29 protein-coding genes are annotated in these 26,469 nt (G+C 30.6%); 28 read left to right on the forward strand and 1 reads right to left on the reverse strand.

Annotation, left to right across the window (positions count from 1 at the left end):
• The first annotated feature begins 64 nt into the window (after positions 1 to 64).
• From KTC94_RS00455 to KTC94_RS00555, 21 genes are all read left to right on the forward strand, one after another.
• The gene (locus KTC94_RS00455; RefSeq protein WP_220319487.1) at positions 65 to 1,510 is read left to right on the forward strand and encodes a UDP-N-acetylmuramoyl-L-alanyl-D-glutamate--2,6-diaminopimelate ligase; all 1,446 of its coding nucleotides are present in this window, start codon (positions 65 to 67) and stop codon (positions 1,508 to 1,510) included.
• The gene (murF, locus tag KTC94_RS00460; protein ID WP_220319488.1) at positions 1,511 to 2,965 is read left to right on the forward strand and encodes a UDP-N-acetylmuramoyl-tripeptide--D-alanyl-D-alanine ligase; all 1,455 of its coding nucleotides are present in this window, start codon (positions 1,511 to 1,513) and stop codon (positions 2,963 to 2,965) included.
• Positions 2,962 to 3,915 (forward strand): phospho-N-acetylmuramoyl-pentapeptide-transferase, encoded by a 954-nt coding sequence (gene mraY / locus KTC94_RS00465; protein ID WP_220319489.1) that lies wholly within the window; start codon positions 2,962 to 2,964, stop codon positions 3,913 to 3,915. Before murF ends, mraY begins: the two co-directional genes overlap by 4 nt.
• Before the next feature lie 20 nt (positions 3,916 to 3,935).
• A complete protein-coding gene (gene spoVE / locus KTC94_RS00470; protein WP_165412112.1) occupies positions 3,936 to 5,042 on the forward strand; it encodes a stage V sporulation protein E in 1,107 nt (368 codons plus the stop codon).
• Between the two features lie 256 nt (positions 5,043 to 5,298).
• Entirely contained in the window at positions 5,299 to 6,117 is an 819-nt protein-coding gene (locus tag KTC94_RS00475) for a cell division protein FtsQ/DivIB (RefSeq protein WP_216302478.1), read from the forward strand.
• Between the two features lie 40 nt (positions 6,118 to 6,157).
• Positions 6,158 to 6,886, forward strand: coding sequence for a DUF881 domain-containing protein (locus KTC94_RS00480; protein WP_216302479.1), 729 nt, complete (start codon positions 6,158 to 6,160; stop codon positions 6,884 to 6,886).
• Positions 6,887 to 6,896: 10 nt separating this feature from the next.
• On the forward strand, positions 6,897 to 7,235 hold the full coding sequence (locus KTC94_RS00485; RefSeq protein ID WP_165412109.1) for a small basic family protein: 339 nt from the start codon (positions 6,897 to 6,899) through the stop codon (positions 7,233 to 7,235).
• Positions 7,236 to 7,247: 12 nt separating this feature from the next.
• Positions 7,248 to 7,946: a DUF881 domain-containing protein gene (locus KTC94_RS00490; RefSeq protein WP_216302480.1), complete on the forward strand. Its 699-nt coding sequence runs from the start codon at positions 7,248 to 7,250 to the stop codon at positions 7,944 to 7,946.
• 137 nt (positions 7,947 to 8,083) lie between these two features.
• Positions 8,084 to 8,755, forward strand: a complete 672-nt coding sequence (locus KTC94_RS00495) for a YggS family pyridoxal phosphate-dependent enzyme (RefSeq protein WP_220285932.1) — start codon at positions 8,084 to 8,086, stop codon at positions 8,753 to 8,755.
• Positions 8,756 to 8,757: 2 nt separating this feature from the next.
• Complete coding sequence (locus KTC94_RS00500) at positions 8,758 to 9,204, forward strand: cell division protein SepF (protein ID WP_165412107.1); 447 nt, start codon at positions 8,758 to 8,760, stop codon at positions 9,202 to 9,204.
• Between the two features lie 71 nt (positions 9,205 to 9,275).
• The gene (locus KTC94_RS00505) at positions 9,276 to 9,527 is read left to right on the forward strand and encodes a YggT family protein (protein WP_253198131.1); all 252 of its coding nucleotides are present in this window, start codon (positions 9,276 to 9,278) and stop codon (positions 9,525 to 9,527) included.
• 24 nt (positions 9,528 to 9,551) lie between these two features.
• Positions 9,552 to 10,325 (forward strand): RNA-binding protein, encoded by a 774-nt coding sequence (locus KTC94_RS00510; protein ID WP_216302482.1) that lies wholly within the window; start codon positions 9,552 to 9,554, stop codon positions 10,323 to 10,325.
• 15 nt (positions 10,326 to 10,340) lie between these two features.
• Positions 10,341 to 10,961, forward strand: a complete 621-nt coding sequence (locus KTC94_RS00515; RefSeq protein ID WP_165412105.1) for a DivIVA domain-containing protein — start codon at positions 10,341 to 10,343, stop codon at positions 10,959 to 10,961.
• A 106-nt stretch (positions 10,962 to 11,067) separates the two neighbouring features.
• Positions 11,068 to 11,760, forward strand: a complete 693-nt coding sequence (locus KTC94_RS00520; RefSeq protein WP_165412104.1) for a 5'-methylthioadenosine/adenosylhomocysteine nucleosidase — start codon at positions 11,068 to 11,070, stop codon at positions 11,758 to 11,760.
• 117 nt (positions 11,761 to 11,877) lie between these two features.
• Complete coding sequence (locus KTC94_RS00525) at positions 11,878 to 12,477, forward strand: TraR/DksA C4-type zinc finger protein (protein WP_216302483.1); 600 nt, start codon at positions 11,878 to 11,880, stop codon at positions 12,475 to 12,477.
• Between the two features lie 103 nt (positions 12,478 to 12,580).
• Complete coding sequence (gene lspA / locus KTC94_RS00530) at positions 12,581 to 13,027, forward strand: signal peptidase II (protein WP_216302484.1); 447 nt, start codon at positions 12,581 to 12,583, stop codon at positions 13,025 to 13,027.
• Positions 13,028 to 13,939, forward strand: coding sequence for an RluA family pseudouridine synthase (locus KTC94_RS00535; RefSeq protein WP_216302485.1), 912 nt, complete (start codon positions 13,028 to 13,030; stop codon positions 13,937 to 13,939). It begins immediately after the preceding gene.
• Positions 13,940 to 14,161: 222 nt separating this feature from the next.
• Positions 14,162 to 14,698, forward strand: coding sequence for a bifunctional pyr operon transcriptional regulator/uracil phosphoribosyltransferase PyrR (gene pyrR / locus KTC94_RS00540; protein ID WP_216302486.1), 537 nt, complete (start codon positions 14,162 to 14,164; stop codon positions 14,696 to 14,698).
• 154 nt (positions 14,699 to 14,852) lie between these two features.
• The gene (uraA, locus tag KTC94_RS00545) at positions 14,853 to 16,136 is read left to right on the forward strand and encodes a uracil permease (RefSeq protein ID WP_220319490.1); all 1,284 of its coding nucleotides are present in this window, start codon (positions 14,853 to 14,855) and stop codon (positions 16,134 to 16,136) included.
• Positions 16,137 to 16,477: 341 nt separating this feature from the next.
• The gene (locus KTC94_RS00550; protein WP_220319491.1) at positions 16,478 to 17,617 is read left to right on the forward strand and encodes a class I SAM-dependent RNA methyltransferase; all 1,140 of its coding nucleotides are present in this window, start codon (positions 16,478 to 16,480) and stop codon (positions 17,615 to 17,617) included.
• 405 nt (positions 17,618 to 18,022) lie between these two features.
• Positions 18,023 to 18,484 (forward strand): hypothetical protein, encoded by a 462-nt coding sequence (locus tag KTC94_RS00555; protein ID WP_216302489.1) that lies wholly within the window; start codon positions 18,023 to 18,025, stop codon positions 18,482 to 18,484.
• A 414-nt stretch (positions 18,485 to 18,898) separates the two neighbouring features.
• Here the strand turns inward: KTC94_RS00555 and KTC94_RS00560 are convergent, their stop codons facing one another.
• Positions 18,899 to 20,638, reverse strand: a complete 1,740-nt coding sequence (locus KTC94_RS00560; protein WP_216302490.1) for an NFACT family protein — start codon at positions 20,636 to 20,638, stop codon at positions 18,899 to 18,901.
• Between the two features lie 184 nt (positions 20,639 to 20,822).
• Here KTC94_RS00560 and dapF point away from each other — a divergent pair, with 184 nt between their 5' ends.
• The 7 genes from dapF (at position 20,823) to KTC94_RS00595 (ending at position 26,468) form a co-directional block, all read left to right on the forward strand.
• Positions 20,823 to 21,644 (forward strand): diaminopimelate epimerase, encoded by an 822-nt coding sequence (dapF, locus tag KTC94_RS00565; RefSeq protein ID WP_216302555.1) that lies wholly within the window; start codon positions 20,823 to 20,825, stop codon positions 21,642 to 21,644.
• A 147-nt stretch (positions 21,645 to 21,791) separates the two neighbouring features.
• Positions 21,792 to 23,471 (forward strand): GspE/PulE family protein, encoded by a 1,680-nt coding sequence (locus KTC94_RS00570; protein ID WP_216302491.1) that lies wholly within the window; start codon positions 21,792 to 21,794, stop codon positions 23,469 to 23,471.
• Positions 23,472 to 23,525: 54 nt separating this feature from the next.
• Positions 23,526 to 24,722, forward strand: coding sequence for a type II secretion system F family protein (locus KTC94_RS00575; RefSeq protein ID WP_220319492.1), 1,197 nt, complete (start codon positions 23,526 to 23,528; stop codon positions 24,720 to 24,722).
• Positions 24,722 to 25,165 (forward strand): prepilin-type N-terminal cleavage/methylation domain-containing protein, encoded by a 444-nt coding sequence (locus KTC94_RS00580; protein ID WP_216302493.1) that lies wholly within the window; start codon positions 24,722 to 24,724, stop codon positions 25,163 to 25,165. The genes KTC94_RS00575 and KTC94_RS00580 overlap by 1 nt, the downstream gene beginning before the upstream one ends.
• Positions 25,158 to 25,592 (forward strand): prepilin-type N-terminal cleavage/methylation domain-containing protein, encoded by a 435-nt coding sequence (locus tag KTC94_RS00585; protein WP_253198133.1) that lies wholly within the window; start codon positions 25,158 to 25,160, stop codon positions 25,590 to 25,592. The genes KTC94_RS00580 and KTC94_RS00585 overlap by 8 nt, the downstream gene beginning before the upstream one ends.
• Entirely contained in the window at positions 25,589 to 26,032 is a 444-nt protein-coding gene (locus KTC94_RS00590) for a type II secretion system protein (RefSeq protein WP_216302495.1), read from the forward strand. Before KTC94_RS00585 ends, KTC94_RS00590 begins: the two co-directional genes overlap by 4 nt.
• Positions 26,033 to 26,045: 13 nt before the next feature.
• On the forward strand, positions 26,046 to 26,468 hold the full coding sequence (locus tag KTC94_RS00595) for a hypothetical protein (protein WP_220285926.1): 423 nt from the start codon (positions 26,046 to 26,048) through the stop codon (positions 26,466 to 26,468).
• Position 26,469 lies beyond the last annotated feature (1 nt).

Here is a 26,469-nt window from a genome sequence, read left to right on the forward strand (position 1 = left end):
AAAAGGGGAATAGATATTTTTTTTGTTAAGCATATTTTATGTGATGATTTAAAGGAGTGGTAATATGAAGTTTGAAAAAATTATGGAGAATATTAATTTCAATTTAATCCAGGGTAACATTGATATTGATATAAAGGGAATTCAATATGATTCAAGAAAAATTAAAGAAGGGGATGTGTTTTTCGCTGTAGAAGGGTATAATCTTGATGGTCATAAATATATACAAAATGCAATTAACAATGGAGCAGTTGCTGTTGTGTGCCAGAAAAATATAGAAGAGCATTTAAACTGTGTGGTGATTAGAGTAGAAGATAGCAGAAAAGCATTGGCCATAAGTGCAGCTAATTACTATGAAAATCCAAGTCGTAACATGAAAATGATAGGAGTTACAGGTACTAATGGAAAAACAACTTCAGCTTTTATGATTAAAGCTATTTTGGAACAGCAAGGGTACAAAGTTGGACTTATTGGAACTATAGCAAATTATATTGGAGAAAAGAAAATTCATACAGAGAGGACTACTCCTGAATCACTTGAATTACATGAACTTTTCAAGGAAATGGTGGAGTCGGGTGTGGATTATTGTGTTATGGAGGTGTCTTCGCACTCTTTAAGTTTAGATAGAGTATATGGAATAGAGTTTTGCGAAAGTATTTTTACAAATTTAACTCAGGATCATTTAGATTTCCATAAAACCTTTGAAAATTATTTTAATGCAAAATTAAAGTTATTTGAATTAACTAAAAGCGCTGTAATTAACATTGATGATATATATGGAGCAAAAGTCTATAGTTTAATTAAAAGTAGCAAATTAAGCTATGGATTAAATGGCAATGCAGATATTATGGCAAGTGATATAAAAATGCATTCAAGGGGAAGTGAATTTACATTAGAGTACAAAGGAAACTCTTTTGAAATAGAATTGAGTATACCAGGAAATTACAATATATATAATGCGCTTGGGTCTATAGCAGTTTGCTTAAATCAGGGAGTGGACCTAGCTAAAATTAAACTAGCTCTACAAAAGATTCAAGTGCCTGGGCGTTGTGAACTTGCTTACAATAACCATAAGTTGGGATTTGAAATAATTTTAGATTATGCACATACGCCAGATGCATTAGAAAACATACTAAAAACTGTCAGGGGATTTACAAAGGGTAAACTTATAAGCGTTTTTGGTTGTGGTGGAGATAGAGATAAAGCCAAAAGAGCTATAATGGGCAAAATTGGAACTCAGCTAAGCGATTTTTCATTAATAACTTCAGACAATCCAAGAACTGAAGATCCTATGCAAATAATTAATGATGTAGCATCCGGTATTGAAAAACATAATTTCGAAATTATAGAGAATAGGCGCGCGGCTATAAAACGAGCAATTGAAATTGCAAGATGCGGTGATATAATTGTTATCGCAGGAAAAGGGCATGAAGACTATCAAGTTTTGAAAGAAAAAACTATACATTTTGATGAGCGAGAAGTTGTCTCAGAGATAATAAAGGAGCTATTTTAGATGGAATATATTAGTTTTGACGAGATATTAGAGGCAACTGGGGGTAAAATAGTAGTTAAAGGTGAAAGCGCCTTGAATCAAGGCGAGAATACATTATATAATAATGTTTGCATAGATACAAGAACTATAAAAGAGAAGGATATTTTTATCGCATTAAAGGGTGAAAATTTTAATGCTAATGATTTTATCGTTGAGGCTAGCAAAAAAGGAGCTTCAATTTGCATAATTGATGAAATGAAGTTTGATAAAGCGCTGCTTAATAAGAAAACAGCTGTAATTAAGGTGGTGGATACTAGAAAAGCACTACTTAATCTTGCAAAATTTTATATAAATAAGCTAGATTTAAAAGTAGTAGGAATTACCGGATCTACAGGCAAAACGTCCACAAAGGATTTGGTTGCAGCAGTTCTTGGCGCAAAATTCAAAGTTTTTAAAACTTTGGGCAATTTTAATAATGAAATAGGGTTACCTATGATGATATTTAAGTTAGATAAAAGTTATGATGTTGCAGTCCTCGAAATGGGTATGAGTGATTTTGGAGAAATTCATAACTTATGTGAGACTTCAAAACCGAGTATTGCTATTATTACTAACATTGGAATGTCTCACATTGAAAATCTTAAAACTAGAGAAAATATATTAAAAGCTAAAATGGAGATAACAGATTTTTTTAGTAAAGACAGTATTTTAATTGTAAATTCAGATAATGATTTATTAGAAGATGTGAACACGGCAAATTATAGACTTATAAGAACAGGAATTGATTCTGAAGCTGATTTAAAAGCATGCGATTTAAATGTAGAAGAAAATAAAATAACATTTCGCATAATGGACAAGAAAAATTTAATAGATAATATTATTGAGGTGAATATACCAGGACGGCATAATATACTAAATTCAATGCTAGCAGTAGCTTGTGCAAGGGCAATGGACATGAGTTATAATGAAATTGCTCAAGGGTTTAAAAAGTTAGAAGCTACGTCTATGCGTTTAGATATAACAAAAGGTAAAAAGTTTACTATAATTAATGACTGCTATAATGCTAGCCCAGATTCAATGATGGCCGCAATTGATGTGCTTTGCAATATTAGTGGGAATTATAAAATTGCGATTCTTGGTACTATGAGGGAACTCGGAAATAGCGCCACGCAGGCACATAAACAAGTCGGAGAATATGCAAAACGTAAAAAAATTGATTTATTAATTACTTTAGGTGAATTTAATGAAGCATATAAAGAAGGATTTAACGATATAGATAAATATAGAAGTTTTCAAACCTATAATGAGGTAGTTTCCTTTTTGGATGGAATGATCAATCAAAATGATGTTGTTTTAGTTAAAGCTTCAAGATATATGAAATTTGAGAGCATAGTTAGCAAACTAACGAATTTACATTCGTTTGTGAATCTAGATTCACATACGAATATAAATGCTAAAGAGGTGATAGAAAAATGAGCTTAATTATTTATTCGGTTTTAATTGCATTTTTCCTATCAATTATACTAGGGCCATTAATAATCCCTATGTTACATAAGCTTAAATTTGGTCAAAATATAAGAGCAGAAGGACCTAAAAGTCATCTGAAAAAAGCAGGGACACCTACTATGGGTGGCATAATATTTATGATTTCTACAATAATTACAATGTTAATCCTTGTTAGACATACAAGCGCTGAAGCTAGGATTGCAGTGTATTGTTTTATAGCATTTGGATTAATAGGACTTATTGATGATTTGTTAAAAATAATACGTAAACAAAATGAAGGACTTACATCTAAACAAAAGATGTTACTTTTGGTTGTAGTATCAGGTTTAATTGGTTATTACTCTTCACTTAAAATAGGAACGGATATAATGTTACCATTTTCTGATAAAGTTATAAAATTGGGTGTTTGGTATGTGCCTTCAATTATTGTATATTTTGCAGCAACCACAAACGCAGTTAATTTAACAGATGGATTAGATGGTCTAGCTACCTCAGTTACAATAGTAGTTATGACATTCTTTGCATTGGTTAGTAATATGATGTTTCATACGACTCTTGCGATATTCTGTGCTGCGCTTGCGGGTGCATTATTAGGGTTCTTAAAATACAATTCTTATAAAGCACAAATTTTTATGGGAGATATGGGAGCACTTGCACTTGGTGGCGCAGTAGCTGCAGTTGGTATGATACTAAAATCACCTTTTTTAGTTGCAATTGTAGGTGGCGTATATGTTATAGAGACTCTATCTGTTATTATTCAAGTTTCAGTATTTAAGGCTACAGGTAAGAGAGTATTTAAAATGTCTCCAATTCATCACCATTTTGAATTAAGTGGATGGCACGAAACTAAGGTTGTTGCAGTATTCTCCATTGTAACAGTGATTTTTTGTTTAATTGGATTTCTATCCTTTTCCTATTAGTGACGTAAGGAGGATATAGTATGAAAAAATACAAGGTTAAAATGGGGCAAATAGATTTTGTATTATTTGCAACCATAATGCTTCTTGTGGCAATCGGAGTGGTAATGGTTTATAGTTCTAGCTCATATTATGCGGCTTTTAAATCTAACGATCCAGAATTGTTTTTTAAAAAGCAATTTATGTGGGCATGCATTGGCTGTGTTTTTATGGTTACAGCTATTAAAACTGATTATCATATTATAAAAAAATACACTGGAATTATTATGATATTTACTGCAATATCTTTACTTGCTGTATTTGCATTCTCACCCATAAACTTCTCTAGACGGTGGATTCCATTAGGATTTGCAAAATTTCAACCATCAGAAGTTGCAAAATATGCTATAGTATTATATATGGCTAAAAGCTTAGATTTAAAAGGGGAAAAAGTCAAAGAATTCGTTAAAGGGGTACTTCCATACCTATTAGTTTCGGGCTTTTATGCAGGTTTAATTTTGTTGGAGCCAAACTTAAGTATAGCAGCTATTATAATGATCGTTACTGTAATTATTTTATTTGCAGTAGGGGCAAGATTTCAACATCTTTTTGCTATAGGGTCATCTCTAGTAGCTGCGGTTGTTGCTCTAGCAATTTTTGAACCATATAGATTGGCTAGGGTTATGAATTTTAGAAACCCTTTTGATGATAGCCAAGGTAAGGGGTATCAATTAGTTCAATCATTACTTGCACTTGGGTCAGGAGGATTTACTGGTTCAGGAATTGGACAATCAAGGCAAAAATGTTTATATATACCCGAACCACATACGGATTTTATTTTCGCAATAATTGGAGAAGAATTAGGGCTAATCGGATGCGGTTTTATAATTTTATTATTCATTATTTTTGTATGGCGTGGTATTAAAATAGCAGTTACAGCGAAAGATATGTATGGTACTATTTTAGCTATAGGGATTACATCTGTTATAGCTGTTCAAGCAATTATTAATATAGCAGTAGTTACTGGGTCAATGCCAGTAACAGGTGTGCCGCTGCCTTTTATAAGTTATGGAGGTTCAGCTCTGCTTTTCAATATGTTTGCAATGGGAATACTTTTAAATGTGTCAAGGCAAACTGTAAATAAAAATTAGAATAAAAGGCATGCATATGTGCATGCCTTTTTCTATGCTTAATATTGCAAAATATTAATTTTTTTTAAATACTGATAAATACATTGAAATTGAGATGTAAATAATTAAGTTAAGTGTTATTATATAATAGAGACAAATTTTAGACCACATTTATGTAAATAAACTTGGTTATTCGGTATAATCTACAAATTTAGTGTGTTGTATTTTAATAAGCTAATTTGTAAAAAAATATATATTATTGAATGCGAGGAAGTGAATGACAAAAAAAAGTAATAATCTTAAAAGAGGAAATTATATTATAAAAAATAAAGAAAAATTATTACATAGAAGAAAAAGCAAAAAAAAAGTAAAGTATTTAATGTTACTAGTAATAATTATGATATCTACATTAATTACATTATGCATTAAATTACCTTATTTTAACGTTAAAACTATTGAAATTGTAGGAAATATGAATGCTTCTAAAGTCGAAATCAATGATACGGCGAGTATTCACTTAGGGGGTAATATTTTTTCTGAAAGTTTTAACGATAGCAAGCAACAAATCATGAAAAATCCGTATATAGTAGGTGTAAAAGTTAGGAAAGACCTTCCTAATAAGATTGTAATAGAAATAGAGGAAAGAGTAGCTGTGTTTTATGGTAAATTAAACAACGCTTATTATATTCTAGATAACAAAGGTATTTTGCTTGAAAAAAGGTCGAACGTTAAAGATATGAACTTAGTGAATTTAATTGGATTCGATTTTGAAAAGTGTGAAGTGGGCAATTTAATTGCGCCAAAGGATGATAGGAAAATAAATATTGCAGTGGAAATAACAAATATTATTAATGATTATAGAAAGAATAAAGGCAATAATATTATAACAATGGTAGATGTAAGCAATGTATTGGATATCAAGGTTTATGCTGGGGAAATGTGTATTAAATTTGGTACAAGCGAAGACTTGAAAAACAAATTTAATAAGTCGATAAATATTATTACACAACCTCAATATAAGAGTGCAAAGGGATATGTAGATGTTAGTTCAAAAAGCAATCCAGTTGTTTTTATAGAACAAAAGGGTAAAAAATAACAATATTTATCTCCCCCGGAGAGTAGCAAGGAGGAAGTCTATGAAGAAGTTTAGATCCCAAATATCTATTGGTATAGTATGTGTATTATTAGGATTTATGATCTCTTACCAATTTAAAATGATAGGAAAACAAAATTCAGCAGCAGTAGTAGATACCAATAAGAATACGCCAGAAATTATAACTGAAAACGAGCAACTTAAAATAAGCAAAGAAGTTATGCAGAAAAAGATAGATGATTTAGATGCTAAAACGGCAAAATATGAAAAGACGAACATGGGAGATAATGAAAAAAGTGAGTTACTATATAAAGAATTGGAAGAAACAAGAATTCTTACTGGACAAATCGAAGTAGAAGGTCAAGGTATTATAGTTTATATAGATCCTAAGAGTGACATTTTTGGTAGTAACACTGAAAATCAGCAGGCGATAAACGATGTGGATTTAGCTCATATAGTAAATGAGTTAAATTCAGTAGGTGCTGAAGCGATTTCTATTAATGATATTAGGTTAACTACCAGGAGTGGAATAAGAAATGCTGGAAATGCAATTATTATAAATGATGAAAGGATTTCTTATAGTAAAAGGGTCACTATTAAAGCAATTGGAGATAAAACTAGATTAGAAGGCGCTATAAAATTCCCAGGAACAATCTCACAATTCTTGAGTAGTGCGTGTGATGTAACTACTAACACAGTAGATAAAGTTGTGATTTCTAAATATAACAAAGTATATAAATTCGAGTATGCAAGACCAGTAGAAAAGAAGTAGAGGTGATTAAATGGTTGCTTTCGTAGGGTTATTAATAGGAATTATATTAGGAGTTGTGTGGAATGTTGATATTCCAGTTGGATTTTCTCCGTATATTTCTGTAGCAATTTTTGCGTGTTTAGATTCAGTTTTTGGTGCATTAAGAGGTTCAATTTCACATAATTTTAGAGCCGATATTTTTATATCAGGGTTTTTTGGAAATGCAGTGTTAGCTGTAGCGATGGTCTATCTAGGCGATAAATTAGGAATTCCAATTTATTTAGCTGCAGTTATAGTATTTGGCGGAAGAATATTTGAAAATTTTGCGATTATTAGGCGGCTTTTAATAGATAAAACAAAATCTCATTAATGAGGTGATTAAATGAAAAATAATGAAGCTACCGTTTTTGTTTTTATTGCTTCAATAATCCTAGGACTTCTTATTGCTATGAATATCGGATTTGAAGGGAAAAATACTGTTTTAGATGTAAAACAGTATGATGTGGCCTACAATGAGAGAACTAAATTGTATTCTGAATTAAGCAATTTAAAAGAAGAATATTATAAAACTTATTCAAAGCTCGAAAAATATGATAGTAGCGATGAAAAAAAAGCTGAAATTACTAAGGTTATTCAAGATGAAGTTAGTAATAATAATATATTCTTAGGGAAGACTGACGTTGAAGGTCCTGGAATTGAAATTATATTAGATGATGCTGATAATTATGTTAATAGTGATCAGTTAATTCATGATAATGATGTTATTCAAGTGATAAATGACCTCAAAAATGCAGGGGCAGAAGCAATTTCTGTTAATGGAGAAAGGATTATTTATGATAATTATGGATTTTGCGGTGGGCCTTATATCAATTTACATGGGGTTAAGATAGTAAGCCCATTTTATATCAATGCCATAGGGAATAAAGATGTGTTGTATAATTATTTAACGCTAGACCAAACATATATGACATTATTGAAGACTAGAAATGTTAAAGTTAATATTCTTAAGACGGATAATGTAAAAATAGCGGCATATACGGGCTATTTTAAATATAATTATATGAATCCCACAAAAAAATAAATTGGTATAATTAAAAATAATATTAATTTATAAAAAAATGAAGGAATTTTATGTTTAATGAAGAAATAAGTAGAAATAGGAGATGACAATTAATAATTGTTTTATGTCAGAAAGATTATTAAGGAGGGGACGGATAGTTGACTATTGGGGAAGCTTATAACAAAATAAAAAGCGAGATTCCAGAAAATGTAACACTAATATGCGTTTCTAAGACTAGACAAATTGATGAAATAAAAGAAGCATACACATCTGGGGCTAGAGATTTTGGAGAGAATAAAGTACAAGAATTAATTGGAAAATATGATAGCTTAGACATTGATGCTAGATGGCACTTTATAGGACATTTACAGACAAATAAGGTGAAATATATAGTTGGAAAAGTTTATCTTATTCATTCTTTAGATAGCGTACATTTATTGCAAGAAATTGAAAAGCGTTATGCTTCTAAAAATGAAATTGCCAGGGTTTTAATTCAGATTAATATAGGAAAAGAAGCTGCAAAGACAGGTATAGCTGTTGAAGAAGTAAGTTCTATAATAAAAGTGTGTGAAGAATGTAAAAATGTGAAAATTAAAGGACTAATGGCTACAATTCCTATCGGTAACGATGAAAGTTCTAGAGGATACTTTACCCAGATGAAAACTATATTTGATGATTTAAAAGCTTTTAAATATAAAAATGTTTCCATGGAAATCCTATCATTAGGTATGAGTAAAGATTTTCAAATTGCATTAGAACAAGGCGCTAATATGATAAGACTTGGGGAGAAAATATTTGGTAAACGAGATTACAAGAAACTGGAGGTATAAAAATGTCAAGTAAAGTAATGAATAAGGTTATGGGGTTTTTAGGTATGGCAGAGGAAGAAGAGGATGAAGTTCAAGAAATGGAGAATGAAGAGGAAAATGTGGATATTGAATCATTGATGAATGCAAACAAAAAGCAAAGTAAGGTAGTAAATATTCATACCTCGACATCTACAAAAGTAGTTATCATAAAACCAGATGATTTTGATGAAGCAACTACCATAAGCGATAATTTAAAAGCTAGAAAAATCGTAGTAGTTAACACTAATGGATTAGAAGCTAAAACTGGTCAAAGATTATTAGATTTTGTTGGAGGAGTATGCTACGCTTTAAGTGGTGAGCTTCAGCAAGTAGAAAAAGGAGTGTATATAATGTCTCCTTCTAATGTAGAAGTTGATAATGCATTGAAAAATGAACTAAGCTCAAAAGGAATTTTTAATTGGAATAAATAGAATGAAAACATTTTAAGGGGAGCAATGAATAATTGTTGTTACCATTTGAGAAGTTCAGGAGGTTATAAAACTTGTATAGATTAATTGGAATGATTTTTAATGTGTTAGAGTATGCAATTATAATAGAAGTGGGTTTGTCTTGGGTTTATAGGGGGAGGTCAAACCAATATATAGAATTATTACATAAAATCACTGGACCTCTATTAGAGCCAGGTAGAAAAGTTCAAGAGAAATATTTTAGTAATACAATGGTAGATTTTTCACCAATAATTGCACTTATTATTTTGATGATTTTAAAAAGAATTGTGTATATTATACTGTGAATAATTTAGTAAGGTAGGATTTAAATGGACAAAAAAGAATTTCTTAATAGTATAGTTTGTGATGATAAAAATTTAATTTCTAATATATTTAATAAAATGCAAATAGCTGAAAAGACAAATAAAATCATATTTACTAATGATTTTATAACTCCAGCTATATGGAATCAAACTTCCGCTATATGCGAAAATTATAAAACAAAAGCATTTACTAATGGTATATTTAAAGAGGCTGACAGGAGAATGTTATCATTTTCAGTTGACGGAGAACCTGAAGAATATCCTATAAATTTATTGAAAATAATCAACAAATCCAAATTTAACAAATTAGAGCATAAGGATTATTTAGGTGCAATAATGTCTCTAGGAATTAATCGAGAAAAACTAGGTGACTTAATAATTCAAGATGCAATATGTTATGCACCAGTTACTAGTGACATTAGTAATTACATAATTAATAGTTTGAATAATATAGGGAATTGTCCATGTGGAGTTAGTGAATATGATTATAAATTACAGGGACTTCCAGAGAGAAAATTCCAAGAAAAAATCATTATATCTACGTCACTTCGCCTTGATAGTATGGTTTCAGCTATATGTAATATTTCAAGAAATAATTCAGTTGCACTAATATCTTCAGGTAAAATATTAGTGAATTACTTTCAGTGTTTAAAAAAAGATAAGGTTATCAAAAGCAATGATACTTTAACAATTAGGGGATATGGAAAGCTAAAAATTGCAGATATTAGAGGAGTCACTCAAAAGGATCGTTTAAAAGTTGCAATAAAGCAATATATTTAGTTGAGGGGGAGCAAGATGAGAATAACATCTATGGATATTAACAATAAAGAGTTTAAAAAAGGCTTAAGGGGATATAATGCTGATGAAGTCGATGAATTTTTAGATAAGGTATCTGAAGAATATGAAATTATGTATAAAGAGAATTCAACTTTAAAAGAAAAAAAGAACTTTTTAGAAGAAAAATTAGAGCATCATGTTAAAATAGAATCTACAATTCAAAATACATTAGTATTAGCTCAAAATGCAGCAGAACAAGCAAAGTTTTGCGCTCAAAAGGAAGCGGAATTGGTTATTAAAAATGCAAATGACTCTTCTCAAAGATTGATAGATAAGGCTCATAATGATGTACTTAAGATAAATGATGAATATGAAATAACTAAGCAAGAATTTGCAAAGTTTAGAACGAAATTTAGAAATTTTATGAATTGTCAATTTGAGATGTTTGAAGGCTTAGAAAATGACTATTTTAGAAATTACAATTTGGGTAATGAAGTTTATGAAAATAATGATAATATAAGCGATAGTGAAACAGATGTTTCGTTAAAATATTCTGATGTAACACTCAAAAACATTGACGAAAAAGAGTTTAATAGCAATGATATAGAAGAAATAAAAACCTTTTTTGCAAAAGGGTAAAACATAGAAATCTCACTCACTGGGTGAGATTTTTTATGTAACAAAACTGCTAAATCGAATGAGTGTAGCGTGTACTACACTAGATATTTTAAGGAGGAATAGAAAAATGAATATAGGTATTATTGGAGCAATGAAAGAAGAAGTTGAATTTTTAGTTAGGGATATGGATTTTAAAAGAAAAGATGTGAAGGCCGGAATGGAATTTAGGCTTGGTGTTATACATAGTAAAAATGTAGTTATAGTTACTAGTGGTATTGGCAAAGTAAATGCTGCGGTGTGTACTCAAATATTAATTGATGATTTTAATGTGGATTATATTATAAATGTTGGTATTGCAGGTGGGACTGTCGATAATATATATCCGGGGGATGTTGTAATAGGTGAAAATTTAGTACAACATGATATGGATGTGTCTGCATTCGGTGAAAAAAAGGGACAGATTCCAAGATTAGATACTTTTGATTTCAAATGTGATAAGACACTAATTCAATATGCGAAAGAAGCATGTAAGGATATAAAAGGACATAAGTATTTTACTGGAAGAATTGTATCAGGAGATCAATTTATTGCAGAAGCTTCTAAAATAAATTGGCTTAATTCTGAATTTGAATGTTTGGCTTGTGAAATGGAAGGAGCAAGTATTGCTCAGGTGTGCTTTTTAAATGAGATTCCATTTATTGTTATTAGATCGATATCGGACAATGCAAGTAATGGGGCTCATATGGAGTATGATGAATTTAAAGATATTGCTGTGGAGAATTCTACAAACATTTTAAATAATATGTTGAAACTTATTTAAAAAAATTAATTATTATTAAATAAGTGTAATAAAATTCTTTCCATGAGAAAACATAAGCATATAGAAGTTTTATTTGTTTAATATTACGACTATATTAAAACTAGAGGAGTTGTTATCATGGAAAAGAATAAAATACAATATTTTAAAGAAAAATTAATAAGTGAACAGGTGCGGGTCCTTGATATTATTAATCAAATGAAACAAAATGGTGTTATAGATTCTAACAGTGAGATGGCAACTGAGTTGTCTTTTTATGACAATCACCCATCTGATACTGCATCTGAATTATTTGATAAGGAAAAGGGGCTCGCACTTAAGGGAAATGAGATGTCAACTATCAAAAAAATTGAAGATGCTTTAAAAAGCATTGAAAATCATACCTATGGTAAATGCAAGAGTTGTGGCACCGATATAAGTGACGAACGGTTAGAATTTACACCATACGCAGAAAACTGTGTGTTATGTCAAAAATCCATAGATAATAACAAGCCAGCAGAACAAAACAATAGATGCGTTGAGGAAGATGTACTTGGGATACCCTTTAGATACAGTAATAGCGGTGAAGTAGGTATTGATGCTGAAGATACTTACCAAACAGTAGAACGTTTTAATAAATTAGAAAATATATCTGAGTTTTATGATGATGACGACGACGGTTATGTTGAACCTATAGAGAAAATAAGCAATGAGCAATATAAAAATCAGTTACCAGATTAATTTAGGCAGACTAAAAAAGTATATATTGCAAAGAAATTTTAGTTTAAAACTACATTTGTAGCAATATGTACTTTTCTTTTTTATATTAAATAGGAGGAAGGGTATGGAGGCATTAATTATTTTCTTAGGGCTTATATTGGACAGATTAGCCAAAGTTTGGGCACTAAGTTCTTTGAGAGAAAAAAATGGAGTTGTATTAATTAAAGACTTTTTTAAATTTGAATATTTAGAGAATAGAGGAGCGGCTTTTGGGATTTTGCAAAATAAATTGATATTGTTAGCTTTAGTCACGTTACTTATTATATCAGGTATGATATATTATATTATTAAGTACAAGCCAAAATCGAAATTTTTAAGGATAAGCTTTGCTTTTATTATAAGTGGAGCACTAGGAAATTTATATGATAGGGTATTTTATAAATATGTAGTAGACTTTATTTTAATTCATTATAAAGAGGTATATTACTTCCCAACATTTAACATAGCTGATATGTTAGTAGTTGTGGGAACCGCGATTTTGGCAATTTCTATAGTAAAGGAAGAGGTATAAATGGACAGATATGAGTTTAAAGTTGATGAAAGTTCAGTTGGTACAAGATTAGATGTTTTTGTTTCTAGTAAGTTTGAAAATAAATCTAGAGCGTATATTCAAGGAATAATTGAAGGTGAAAATGCGGCTGTTAATGAAAAATGCAGAAAAAGTAATTATAAATTAAAACTAGATGAATTAATTACATTAGGTATTCCAGATCCCGTAGAGTTAGACGTAAAAGCCGAAGAAATACACTTGGACGTTTTATATGAAGATAGTGACGTAATTGTGATTAATAAACCACAGGATATGGTTGTTCACCCTGCACCAGGCAATTATAGTGGTACCTTGGTTAATGCACTCTTAAATCATTGCACAGATCTATCAGGCATCAATGGTGTGCTTAGACCAGGGATAGTTCATAGGATTGATAAGGACACATCTGGAGCATTAGTGGTAGCTAAAAATGATAACGCCCATAATTCTCTTGCCGCACAGCTTAAAGATCATTCAATGACAAGAAGTTATTTAGCTCTTGTAGAAGGTATAATTAAAAGTGATGTAGGCACAATAGATGAACCGATCGGAAGACACCCTAAAGATAGGATAAAAATGGCAGTAGTTGAAAGTGGTAAGAAGGCTGTTACCCATTTTAAAGTAATAGAAAGATTTGATAGTAATACATTAGTAGAATGTAACTTAGAGACAGGGCGAACTCATCAAATAAGAGTACATATGGCAAGGATAGGACATCCTTTAGTTGGCGATTTGATATATGGTTATAAAAAGCAGAGCTTTAATTTAAAAGGGCAAGCTCTTCATGCGAAAAAACTTGGATTTATACACCCAAGTACTAATGAATACATGGAATTTATTTCACCCCTTCCAAGTTATTTTGAAAAACTGATTACTAAGTTGAAAAATAGTTGAAATAGCGCATAACATGTGATATTATGGTGGAAATACAATACCACATGTCAGGTGTATTGTGTTATTAATATAATATTTATCCCTTTAAATGTTCCAGAGAGATCATAAGGATAAAGATAGTAATACTATTATTTAAGTATAGTATGCCTTTACCTTTTGGTGAAGGCTTTTTTATATTAAGCTCATTAAAAGAAATAATACTATTAAGTAGGAGGCTAGGTTATGGAATTTAAATCAGTGCTGTTAGATGAAAAAGCCATAAAAAGAACATTGACAAGAGTAGCACATGAAATTATTGAAAAAAACAAAGGAACAGAAAACATTATGCTTGTAGGAATTAAAAGACGAGGAGTACCAATTGCAGAAAGAATTGCCCTTTTAATAGAACAGTTTGAGGAAATTAAAATTCCAGTAAGCAGTGTCGACATTACTTTATATAGAGACGATCTTACATCAATAGACAATCAGCCAGTATTAAATAATGTAGACTTGGAAATAGATGTAATAGGTAAAAAAATCATTTTAGTAGATGATGTTCTGTATACTGGAAGAACTGCAAGAGCTGCTATTGATGCCATAATAGATAAAGGTAGACCTCAAATGATACAATTAGCTGTTTTAGTAGATAGAGGACATAGAGAACTACCTATTAGGGCAGATTATGTAGGAAAAAATATACCTACTTCAGGTAAAGAAATTATTTCTGTTGAACTTTTAGAAACTGATGGGAAAGATTCAGTAAGCATATTTGAACTGTAGCTTCGAAGAAGATAAATAGCTTCGAAGAAGATAAATAGCTTCGAAGAAGATAAATAGCTTCGAAGAAGATAAATAGCTTCGAAGAAGATAAATAGCTTCGAAGAAGATAAATAATCGTTTAATATAGTCTAGCGAGACTAAAAGGGGGAACAAAATGAAAAAATTTGTAGATGTTGATGAAAAATTACCTTTAATAAAGACTATCCCATTAAGTTGCCAACACTTATTTGCTATGGTGGGTGCGACTATACTTGTACCAATGTTAACAGGTCTTAGCCCATCAATTGCGCTATTTTGCAGTGGTGTGGGAACACTATTGTATATTTTATGTACAAAAGCTAGGCTTCCAGCATATGTAGGATCATCTTTTGCATTTATAGGACCGATGTCAGTTGCAACAAAGTTATATGGACAAAGTTCTATGTTGTCGGGCATTATTGCAGCAGGGTTTGTATATGTAATTGTAGCTTTAATTATTAAACTTGCAGGAACCAAATGGCTAGATAGAGTACTGCCCCCAGTTGTGGTAGGTTCCGTTGTAATTGTAATAGGACTTAGCTTAGCTAGCGTAGCAATAGATTGGTCGGGTCTTAATGCATCATTTACAACCCCAGCACTTGAAGGTGTATCTAGAGGTACATGGGTATTTATATCAATGGCAACACTTGTCATAGCAATAATGGGTACTATGTATTTTAAAGGATTTTTCGGGGTAGTACCAATTTTGATTGCAATGGTAGTAGGATATACACTTTCTGTATTTTTAGGAGTAATTCCGAGTGAAGTTTTAAAGGAAATATGGTCTGCTAAATTTATTACATTACCAAGTTTTGTTATGCCTTCCTTTAACATAAATGCTATTATGCTTATTGCCCCAGTATCTTTCGTAACACTCGCTGAACATATCGGTCATGTATATGTTACAAGTAATGTTTGCGGAAAAGACTTCGCAAAAGATCCGGGGCTTCATAGATCAATCCTTGGAGACGGTGTTGCTACCATGTTTGCTGGGTTTGTAGGTGGTCCTCCTAATACGACTTATGGTGAAAACATAGGAGTTATGGCAATCACAAAGGTTTATAGTGTTTGGGTAATTGGAGGAGCCGCTATCATCGCAATTATATTATCATTCATAGGACCAGTATCTGCGGTAATAGGAAATATTCCACTACCTGTAATTGGGGGAGTTAGTGTAATGTTATTTGGAATAATTGCATCCTCTGGTTTTAGAATTTTTGTAGAAGATAAAGTCGATTTTAGTAAAAAGAGAAATCTGATTATTGCTTCAGTGATAATAGTTTTAGGTATTGGCGGAGGCGGTATTAAGGTTCCATTAGCAGGGGCAGAGGTAGAAATTGCAGGAGTGGCTTTAGCAACTTTAGTGGGTATAATATTGAACTTAGTTTTACCTGAAAATAGTAAGTCAGGAGATAATTAATGACATTTCAAAGGGAAGGTATCCCACTTCTATAAGTGGGAGTTAATTACTCTAGCAAAAATAAAATTTCAGTGGGGGATAACAATTGAGAATTGGTATCTACTCCAGAGGGTTACAAAGGGGTAAATCTCCTTCTGAAGCCGTCAATTCATCTTCTGCGAAGCTGTGCAGCACCGCAGGTGATGATAAATAGGGGTTTCAAACAAAAGTGCCAGATTAGTTCAGGCACTTTTATTTCAATGTGCTTAATTTAAAAATTCTAGACAATACTAACAAATAGAGATATTATAATATAAGAGAGATACGAGAAATAACGTAAGAAGAAATGGGAGAGATAATATATGATGTATACTTTAATTGCCACTACTACTTTTGGAATAGAAGCGGTTACAGCAAAGGAACTAAAGGCACTTGGATACGAAGATTTAAAGGTTGAAAATGGAAGGGTAACCTTTGAAGGGGATGAAATGGATATTGCTATATGCAATACTTGGCTAAGAACAGCAGAAAGACTTTTTATAAAGATGGCTGAATTTAAGGCATTGTCTTTTGAAGACTTATTTCAAGGAACACTCGCAGTCGATTGGGGTAATCTAATACCAGAAGACGGCAATATGCATATCGTAGGCAAATCTGTAAAATCACAACTCCACAGTGTGCCAGATTGTCAAGGCATAGTAAAAAAAGCGGTAGTTGAGTCTATGAAGAAAAAATATGATAAAGAGTGGTTTTCAGAAGAAGGACCTGAGTATAAGATAGAGGTTGCAATCTTAAGAGACGTAGTAACTTTATCAGTAGATACTTCGGGTGCGGGATTACATAAGAGAGGATATAGAGAATATGCTGGTGACGCACCACTAAAAGAAACTTTAGCTGCAGCCCTTGTGTTAATAAGTAAATGGGATAGCTCAAGAGTTTTAGCTGACCCGCTTTGTGGTTCGGGAACAATTGCAATAGAAGCAGCTCTTATAGCTAAAAATATTGCCCCAGGGATAAATAGAAAATTTGCAAGTGAAACTTGGCCTAATATAGAGAGTGATATTTGGACGCAAGTTAGGGAAGGTGCAAGAAAAACTGTAAGTCCTAATGAAGTTGAAATACTAGCTTCTGATATTGATGGAAGACTATTAAAGACAGCAATTGACAATGCAGAGAAAGCAGGAGTCAAGGATTTTATAAAATTTCAAAAAATACCAATGCAAAGTTTTGCGTCTAGGCAGAAATATGGAGTTATAATAACAAACCCACCATATGGAGAAAGATTAGGTGAAGCAGAAGAAGTAAAAAGACTGCATGTTGATCTTGGAGAAATGTATTCAAGCTTAAATGAATGGTCTTGCTTTGTTATAACAGCTAACCGTGAGTTTCAGAGGGACTTTGGAAAGAAAGCAGATAAAAATAGGAAATTATATAATGGAAGATTACTATGTTATTATTATCAATATATAAAAGAGATACCTAGGAAAAAAAAGGAAGACTAAGAGTGTAGCCGTATGGAAATTCTCCTACGTGCCTTGAAATAAGACTCAAAACGTGAAATTCAATCAATAAATTCTAATCTTTTGCGAATATAAAATTTTCTGACGTTCGCACTCCATTTATTGTCAGGTTCACGAGAATTTTATATTAGCAAAAGAAGAATTTCTAAATGAAGATAAGACAAGTGATATATACATATATCACTTGTCTTATCTTTTGACTTAAAGTTCGTTGAATGGATCAGAAAAGTAGTTATATAATTTCAAAAAAATGCTGGATTTAACGATGATTTAATGTTGAATACGGAACAAAACACACCATAAAAAGTTATTTTATGGTATTAGACTTAAATAAAAAAATATATCAAGTATTAACAACTAAAATTATTTGCGAAGGAGAGAGTTTTTATGAGTATTATTAATATTATTATTCCATTATTTTTTATTGTGATTATTTTAAAACAGTTAAGAGATATGAAAGCATTAATGGTGCCAACAAGAAAAGGGTATGTAGAAATTATTACTGTATTATTTGGTGTGATTATTTTCATTGGTATTATATATTTTTATGCTAATACCTGGGTTCATTATGTAACAGGGGTACTAGCTATTTTTATGTTTGTAAGCATGTGGATTAAAGAAGGAATTAACTCAAAAGGCTTCATATCAATGAATAGATGTAAAGAGAGTATTTCATGGAATGAAATTGAAAAAGTTATGGTAATTAGTTCAAAGGATATAAAGGTTAAGTTAGCAGGTGAGTTTATGGAGCAGACATTTCATTTTAAAAAGAGTGATTACGATAAAGTTATTACTATTCTAAAAGAAAATTTACCTATACAAGCACAGTTACAAACTAATCCTCAATAGGGAGATGAAAAACATGACTGTCCTGTACTGAAAACTCAATTTCTAAATATGGTAATAGCTAAAGCAATCTTTAAATTAGAAGTTCCGGTTTTTATTTTGGAAAGTGAACCTAGGTATATTAAAAGCATTTTGTTGAGTATTTTAGATCGATATAGTAAACTGAGCTCAAAAAAGTTCCTACACTGGACATTATAGGAACCTTTTTAAAAGTAAGTTATTTTATAAAAATTTAGTTTAAATAAAAGGATACTATGATACAAAAATATTCAGGTCAGAAAAGCAGAAAACCCCACGATATATATTCTGTTTTACCAATATAAGGGGTTGGATTTTCAGTACAACTAAAATTAGTAGTTCTTAGAGAAGCGAATGCATTAATCGTATTGCAATACGCGTAATATATACTTTATTTATTTATTCAACTCTTTCTAAAGTACTTTCTATAGGGGTTATATACATAGTTTTATTTGTTGAGTAAATAACCATACCAGGTTTTGAACCAGAAGGTTTCTTTACATTTCTCACCTGGGTATAATCAACAGGTACACTAGAGGAATTTTGGGATTTACTATAAAATGCTGATAAGTTTCCAGCCTCGAGTAGGGTGGTTTCAGGTATATCACCAATGTTTTTAATAATAACATGAGAACCAGGTATATCCTTTGTGTGAAGCCACATATCGTTTTTGTTGGCAAGTTTTAAAGTTAAAAAATCATTTTGAATATTATTTCTACCAACATAAATATCAATGCCTTCACTTGAGATGAAGTGCATAGGTTTGGTCGGCTTTGCCTTTTTATTTTTACCTTTACTGTGTTTTTTTAATGTAATATAGTCAGTTTCTATTAATTCATTTTTAATATCTTCAATTCCATTATAATTTTCTACATTTAGTATGTTGGTGAGTACAGAATGAAGATATTTTAACTCGTTTTCAGTGAGAGTCATTTGAATTAGGCCCATTTCTTCTGCTATCTTAAATTTATTATATTTTTTATAATAGTATTGAACATTCTGCGATGGAGTTTTGTTTTCATCAAGTTTTATTTTAATGTACTCACCATCTTCACTGTAATAATTTAAAAGATTAGCAACTTTGTCACCCTTTTTAAGGGAGTGTATATTTGCAGTTAAGAGTTCACCATGTAATTTATAGGTGCCTTTAGTTTTACAGTCATTTAAGGTCGCGTTTAGTATTTTCACTTTTTTATCACAACGATTAATATTGTTATTAACTATTTTTTGAAGGTTTGAGCTTTTAGAATTTAATCTATCATGTTTATCTTTTCTAAAATAAAAAGTCTCTATTAACATAGATGGTGATTCAAATTCTTCAAAATCACAATCTTTTAATGAAGTAAGTTTTATACAATGGAAATCTTTTAGTTTATCATTCATAGCATAGGCCGCTAAAAAAATATTATCATGCATGTTTTTAAAGATGCTTATAGTGAAATCATAAATGTTTTTAGCGTGATCTAAATCAAAAACAATATTTTCCTCATAGTACCTATAAACAAGTTCTGATGATAAGTTGGAGCTTATTCCTGTAAAAGCACCAGTAAAAAACTTTTCAGCGAATGGTATGTTTTTATCCATTAGATATTTATAGAATTCATCATACTCAAAATTAAAAGGATCTAGTTTTGTGGAAGCGGGAGGGTATATATATTCTACACCTGTGTATAAAACACGATAACTGTTGACGTCTGAACTAACATGCTTAATGCTATCCATAATTAAATTATCACGGGTACGAACTAGGCTAATATTACTGTGCCTGCCCATTATTTCAACTATTAATGAGTATACACTATCAAAGCCTAATTCATCGCTGCTTTTAAAGTCAATAACTAGTATTCTATCTGAATTTAGTTGTCTTATATCTAAAACTGTGGCAGTATTTAAATATTTTCTTAGAACCATGCAAAATTTAGGCGCCTGTATTGGGTTTTGCTTATTAAAGTCTGTAAAATGAATTCTAGGATAATTGGAACTTGAACTTATTAATAACTTATAGACTTTTCTATTTTTTTTGAAACTTAATATAATTTCATCTTTTTCTGGTTGGGTTACTTTATCAACTCTACAATCTATGATTATATCTTTTATTTCCTCAACGAGGCTAGATAAATAAATTCCATCTAATGCCATATATATCATCCTTTCCTTCTGAAATGTAGTTAAGTCAGCATAAATTTATATTTATGCTTTGTAAATAATATATTATATAATATACTATTATTAAGATGTATTATTATTAATAGTATACCATTAAAGAAAATTATTGAAAAGTCATGGTATGCGGATAGCAAAGAGGAGGAGTTATATGGGAATTATAAAGTTTACAAAAATGCAAGGAACGGGAAATGATTTTATTGTTATTGAAGATTTTGAGGGCAAATATGACAATTTAGAGCAGTTAGCTAGTAAACTTTGTGATAGGCATTTTGGAATAGGTGCTGATGGTATTTTAATGGTTAGAAAAAGTAATATAGCAGATATACAAATGATAATTATTAATGCTGATGGTTCATATGCGTCTATGTGTGGTAATGGCATAAGATGCTTTGCCAAATATATTTGGGAAAAAAAATATGTGCAAGGCGAAAATATAAAAATTGAAACTGGTGATGGTGTAAAGCTCGCAAGTATACGCATTAAAGATGGATTTGCTGAAAGTGTAATTATAAATATGGGAAAATATAATTTTAACACTAAAAGTATTCCAGCTTTAGAAAAGGGAGAAATAGTTAATAAAAAGTTAGAGATTAACAATAAGGAGTACTATATTACGTCATTGCTTATGGGTGTACCACATACTATTGTTTTTGGGAAACATGAAGATTATAAGGTAGAGGAAGGGAAATTAATTGAGAATCACGGTTTATTTCCTGAAAAAACAAATGTAAACTTTTGTGAAATAGTAGCTAAAAACATGATAAAGGTTAAAACTTGGGAAAGAGGTGCAGGGCCAACTCTCGCCTGTGGCACGGGTAGTTGTGCATCAGTGGTAGCAGCCAATAGATTAGGGTATATAGAGAAAAAAGTATCGGTACAGGTTCCAGGTGGATTACTTAATATAGAGATTGTTAAAGAAGAGGTTCTAATGGAAGGGCCTGCAGAAATTACATTCGACGGAAAATTTTTTCTAAATTAATTTGCATACAACTGTCTATTTACTAATAGCGCAGTTGTTTTTTATTGTATTTGTTTTTTAAAAAGTGAATATAATTTCCAAAAGTGACAATGATTACAAACATGATGCGCTTTATAAATTTTACACATTAAGGAAAGGTAAAATAACATGAAAAAAAATTTACTAAAGTTATTATTAGACAAAAACCTAATTACCACAGAGAGTTATAAAGAGGTAAAGGAGATTTCACTTAAGAAAAATTGTAGTGAAGAACAAATAATACTGTATGACATAAAGATAGATTTAAATGCTCTTATTTCAATAGTAGAGAATGATTTTAGCATACCATATGTTGATATAGAATCTATTTGTACAAGGAATAAAGCATTTAATCTAGTTTCAAAAGAAATAGCAAAAAGATATTGTTTAATACCTTTTTATGATAAGAACAATGAAGTATATGTGGCTTTTTCAAATCCCTTCGAAATAAAAGTTCTTGATGAACTAAAATTTATAACGAATAAAAAGATTAAAATATTCTTTGCCCGAGCTAGCCAAATCTCGGATGCTATCGAAAATTGTTATGGAAAACAAATTGTCGATGTTGCAGTTGAAGAAATGAAACAAGAATATATGCTAGAAGCCAAGCAAAAAAATGAAGATGGTAATTCAACATTTTCTATTGAAAACGCACCTGTTATAAGGATAACAAAATCCTTACTAAAACAGGCTGTAAATGAAGAAGCTAGTGATATTCATCTGGAGCCTTTTAAGAATTTCACTATAATTCGCATGAGAGTAGATGGCATACTAAATGAAATAAACCAAATTCCTAGTAATGTATATAAATCCTTATGCACAAGGGTAAAAATAATGGCAAATATGGATATAGCCACTAAGTTAATCCCGTTAGATGGCAAGATAACTGAAAATATAGATGGAGTAGACTACGATTTCAGAGTGTCCTCGTTGCCAACAATGTATGGAGAAAAACTAGTTATAAGGGTTTTATACAAAGCGGAAAGATTCATTGATTTGGACTCATTAGGATTTAGCCCCGATAAAGTTATGATCTTAAGGGATACATTAAAACTTTCTCATGGAATGATAGTGGTAGCGGGACCTACAGGAAGCGGGAAATCAACAACATTATATGCGCTACTAAATGAAATCAATAGTAAAAGCAAAAATATTATTACTATAGAGGATCCTATAGAATATAATATGCCTAGAATTAATCAAGTAAATGTAAATAATAAAGCGGGTCTTACTTTCTCAAATGGGCTCAGAAGTGTATTAAGGCAAGATCCAGATGTAATAATGATTGGAGAAATACGAGATGAAGAAACAGCACAAATAGCTGTGAGGGCATCAATAACGGGACATTTAGTTTTATCAACGCTACACACGAATAATGCAAATACTTCAATATCTAGGCTGATAGATATGGGTATTCCATCATATTTGGTTGCAGATTCATTAGTTGTGGTAGTAGCTCAGAGATTAGTAAGAAAATTATGCCCTTATTGTAAAATTGAATATGAGATTACTTATGAGCAATCTAAGCGTTTAGGATTTAAGGGCGGAGAAAAAACATATAGTGCTTTAGGATGTAATAAGTGCAATGAGACTGGATATAAAGGGAGAACTGTGATATATGAATTATTAAAATTAGATAGTAATCATAAATCTATTATAGCAAAAAGTGGAATAAGTGATGAGCTTTGGAAATATTGCAATGAAAAAAAGTCAAGTTCGTTTATGGAGAGTTGTAAAGAGCTAGTGATTAATGGTGTAACCTCAATAGAAGAATTTGTAAATGCTACTTATAGCTACAATTTAAAATAAGGTAGCTGAAAATAATAACAAGTCAAGTATGACAAGTGATAGGTGAAATATAATATGAGATATAAATACACAGCTAAAACATCAAATGGAACTTTAATAAAGGGCAGTACAGAAAGCGACAGTACTTACGAACTAGCATTAAGCTTACGTGAAAAAGAAATATTTTTAATAAAAAGTAAGCGGATAAAAAAAATAACTAGTATTTCAAGTAAACCTAATTTAAAAATGATATCTATATTTTGCAAGCAATTCTCAATATGTATTAAATCGGGTATACCAATATGTGATATTCTTAATTTGCTTTACGAGCAAATGATTCATAAATCCATAAAAAAGAGTCTTATTAGCATTAGAGAAAATGTACAAAAAGGTAATTCACTATTTGTAAGTATGAAGAAGACTGTAAATGTATACCCTGAGTTTATGTTAAATATGATTTATTTGGGTGAAGAGAGTGGAAAACTGGATATAATTCTAGGGGAATTGTCTAAGTATTATGAAAAAGAGTATAAGCTCTTAAAAAAGTTTACTAATTCTATGATTTATCCCTGCACAGTATTTCTAACATTAATGGTTGTATCATTGTTTTTGATTATAAAGATAATCCCAGTATTTATATCAAACTTAAATTCTCTTGATGCAGATATTCCACTAATAACTAGGCTTGTTTTAGAATTCAGTAATTTTGTGCGTAGCAATTCATTATGGATTTTAATAATTTTTTTAATTCTAATTTTTGTTTTTATAGAATGTCTTAAAACTGAAAGTGGAAAGGTTATTTTTGACAAATTTAAATTTATGTGTCCTATAGTAGGTCAGGTGCATAAAAGGATTATTTATACAAGGTTTTCTAGAGGACTTAATATTTTATTAAGCAGTGGAGTGGGGCTACTTAAAGCGTTTGAAATAATTGATGATGTTATTGGTGATAGATATTTTAAGTTAAAGCTTAAAACAGTTTTTAATGATATAAAAAAAGGAGAAAGTTTATCGAATTCATTAGATGCAATGAACCTATTCCCACAATTTTTTGTGGCTATGATAAAAATAGGCGAAGAAACGGGGAATTTAGATGAAATGTTTTTAACAGCTGCAGATATATTCTATGAAGATGCTCAGGAAAATGTAGAGAAAGCCACAGTACTATTAGAGCCAATTCTAATAATATTTTTAGGAATTATGATTGGCACAATTATATTAGCGGTTATGCTACCTATGCTTAATGCTATGGACTCTGCGGGTAAATTTTAATGATGAAAAAGAGTGGATTTACATTAATTGAGACGATAATAGTTATATCGATTATGAGTATAATTGGTGGATGTAGCGCTATTTCTGTTAGGTATTATAAAACAATAAGAAACAAAATAGATGCGGATTATTATTGTAATGCTGTAGTAGGTTTTATTAATAATTCAAAAATGTATTGCAAAGAAAATTCTTGTAGTGCCGTTATAACTTTTGATATACCAGGAAATCAAATGATGTTACATGCTGATGGTGTGCCGATAAACAATCTAGCATTATCAAATAAGATAGTATTAGATAATGTAAATGTGGACCAAAGTAAAATGGGTATAGATAATGAGGGCTATATTAAGGAGGCGTACACAATAACCTTAAAGGAAAATAATTTAGTGAAACATAAAATTACAGTGAGAGTAGGTACGGAATATATTAAAATTATTGAGTAAAAGGGGATTTACATTAGTGGAGGTATTGTGTAGCCTCGCAGTATTCTCCATCATTTTCATTTGCATGATGTCCTATGAAATAGCTTCTTTAAATATAAAAAAGGATATTAAAACTATGAATAATAATGTGCTTCTAATGGAAAGTTTAAAAAACAATATTATATACTCTATGACATATGAAGAATTAGAACAGTTAAAAACAGATAAGAAATTTTTTGTAAACAAAGAAAATCTAAGTTTTGATAAGAGTGAAACTGATGTGAGGAATGTGTTTTCAAATCAGCGGCCTGTTTCGAGTCCATATATGGAATTAACATTTTCAGGTCCAGATAAGAAGGTTTATAAGCTAAATCTTTCATTATACTCTGGAAAGCTAAACAATGTTTCAGAATTACAGTGCAGTTTCTATAAAGGTGACCATAAATGAAGAAAAAGGGATTTACACTTATAGAAATAGTAGTTGTTATGGCATTGGCATTTCTAATGATAGGGGTGGTAGGTAGTTTGCTTATATCTTATGTGAAAAGCTATAAAAGCAGTATATTACAAAACAGGGGGTTTAATTACTTGAATGATGCCATATGTATAATAGAAAAAGGAGTGAATCAGAATGCCAGAGAAGTAGAAACATCTGGAAATATTATTACGATAAATTATTACAAAGGAAGTAGTCCTAAATATATAAAACTGCTTAATGAGAAACTTGTTGTTTCTTCTAACAAAACGAGTAATTTGGGCAATAATACAATTATTGATGATGTGAAAGAATTTGTGGCTATAAAATCCGGGGAAATTCTTTATATTAAAGTGGTTTGGTACAACGGGCAAAGTATTGAGAGGTGTTTAGCGATAGAAAATGCAAACTAAAAAGGGGTTTATATTGATTTATACGATTTTGTTAGGGATTATCTGCTTAACTATCATGATGTATATATTTGATATTCAAATGTCAGAAGTGGAGTATTCTGCAAGTAATAAAAAACATATATTAAAAGAGGATAATTATCAAAGAGACAAAGAATATTTAATGACTTTATTTTTTACTTATATTAATGAAAATAAGGAGAAAATGAAAACAGATGGAACAACTAAGGTTTTTAATGATTCTACAGGCGACATACCAGAGTATAAAATAATAGAGTATGATACAGCTAAGGCGATTTACTCTAAAAAAACAAATGAATTAATTATTAAAACAGTTGACCAATATAGAACAACTAGAAATGATTATTTTAAATTAGAAATTATTGATGAAAAATTTCAGATTATATTTATAGAAACTGAATATATTTATAAAATCTGAT

The organism is Clostridium sp. CM028, assembly GCF_030585565.1.
Taxonomy (GTDB): Bacteria; Bacillota; Clostridia; order Clostridiales; family Clostridiaceae; genus Clostridium_AD; species Clostridium_AD estertheticum_B.

Excerpts from the sequence above, each read along its gene's own strand:
- KTC94_RS00560 (WP_216302490.1), bottom strand. The coding sequence starts at position 20,638 with ATGGCATTAGATGGAATTTATTTATCTAGCCTCGTTGAGGAAATAAAA.
- KTC94_RS00490 (WP_216302480.1), top strand. The coding sequence starts at position 7,248 with ATGAAAAATAATGAAGCTACCGTTTTTGTTTTTATTGCTTCAATAATC.
- KTC94_RS00500 (WP_165412107.1), top strand. The coding sequence starts at position 8,758 with ATGTCAAGTAAAGTAATGAATAAGGTTATGGGGTTTTTAGGTATGGCA.
- KTC94_RS00485 (WP_165412109.1), top strand. The coding sequence starts at position 6,897 with ATGGTTGCTTTCGTAGGGTTATTAATAGGAATTATATTAGGAGTTGTG.
- uraA (WP_220319490.1), top strand. The coding sequence starts at position 14,853 with ATGAAAAAATTTGTAGATGTTGATGAAAAATTACCTTTAATAAAGACT.
- KTC94_RS00475 (WP_216302478.1), top strand. The coding sequence starts at position 5,299 with ATGACAAAAAAAAGTAATAATCTTAAAAGAGGAAATTATATTATAAAA.
- KTC94_RS00590 (WP_216302495.1), top strand. The coding sequence starts at position 25,589 with ATGAAGAAAAAGGGATTTACACTTATAGAAATAGTAGTTGTTATGGCA.
- KTC94_RS00535 (WP_216302485.1), top strand. The coding sequence starts at position 13,028 with ATGGACAGATATGAGTTTAAAGTTGATGAAAGTTCAGTTGGTACAAGA.
- KTC94_RS00575 (WP_220319492.1), top strand. The coding sequence starts at position 23,526 with ATGAGATATAAATACACAGCTAAAACATCAAATGGAACTTTAATAAAG.
- lspA (WP_216302484.1), top strand. The coding sequence starts at position 12,581 with ATGGAGGCATTAATTATTTTCTTAGGGCTTATATTGGACAGATTAGCC.
- KTC94_RS00510 (WP_216302482.1), top strand. The coding sequence starts at position 9,552 with ATGGACAAAAAAGAATTTCTTAATAGTATAGTTTGTGATGATAAAAAT.
- KTC94_RS00580 (WP_216302493.1), top strand. The coding sequence starts at position 24,722 with ATGATGAAAAAGAGTGGATTTACATTAATTGAGACGATAATAGTTATA.
- KTC94_RS00515 (WP_165412105.1), top strand. The coding sequence starts at position 10,341 with ATGAGAATAACATCTATGGATATTAACAATAAAGAGTTTAAAAAAGGC.
- KTC94_RS00455 (WP_220319487.1), top strand. The coding sequence starts at position 65 with ATGAAGTTTGAAAAAATTATGGAGAATATTAATTTCAATTTAATCCAG.
- spoVE (WP_165412112.1), top strand. The coding sequence starts at position 3,936 with ATGAAAAAATACAAGGTTAAAATGGGGCAAATAGATTTTGTATTATTT.
- murF (WP_220319488.1), top strand. The coding sequence starts at position 1,511 with ATGGAATATATTAGTTTTGACGAGATATTAGAGGCAACTGGGGGTAAA.
- pyrR (WP_216302486.1), top strand. The coding sequence starts at position 14,162 with ATGGAATTTAAATCAGTGCTGTTAGATGAAAAAGCCATAAAAAGAACA.
- mraY (WP_220319489.1), top strand. The coding sequence starts at position 2,962 with ATGAGCTTAATTATTTATTCGGTTTTAATTGCATTTTTCCTATCAATT.
- KTC94_RS00480 (WP_216302479.1), top strand. The coding sequence starts at position 6,158 with ATGAAGAAGTTTAGATCCCAAATATCTATTGGTATAGTATGTGTATTA.
- KTC94_RS00555 (WP_216302489.1), top strand. The coding sequence starts at position 18,023 with ATGAGTATTATTAATATTATTATTCCATTATTTTTTATTGTGATTATT.
- KTC94_RS00525 (WP_216302483.1), top strand. The coding sequence starts at position 11,878 with ATGGAAAAGAATAAAATACAATATTTTAAAGAAAAATTAATAAGTGAA.
- KTC94_RS00520 (WP_165412104.1), top strand. The coding sequence starts at position 11,068 with ATGAATATAGGTATTATTGGAGCAATGAAAGAAGAAGTTGAATTTTTA.
- KTC94_RS00550 (WP_220319491.1), top strand. The coding sequence starts at position 16,478 with ATGATGTATACTTTAATTGCCACTACTACTTTTGGAATAGAAGCGGTT.
- KTC94_RS00570 (WP_216302491.1), top strand. The coding sequence starts at position 21,792 with ATGAAAAAAAATTTACTAAAGTTATTATTAGACAAAAACCTAATTACC.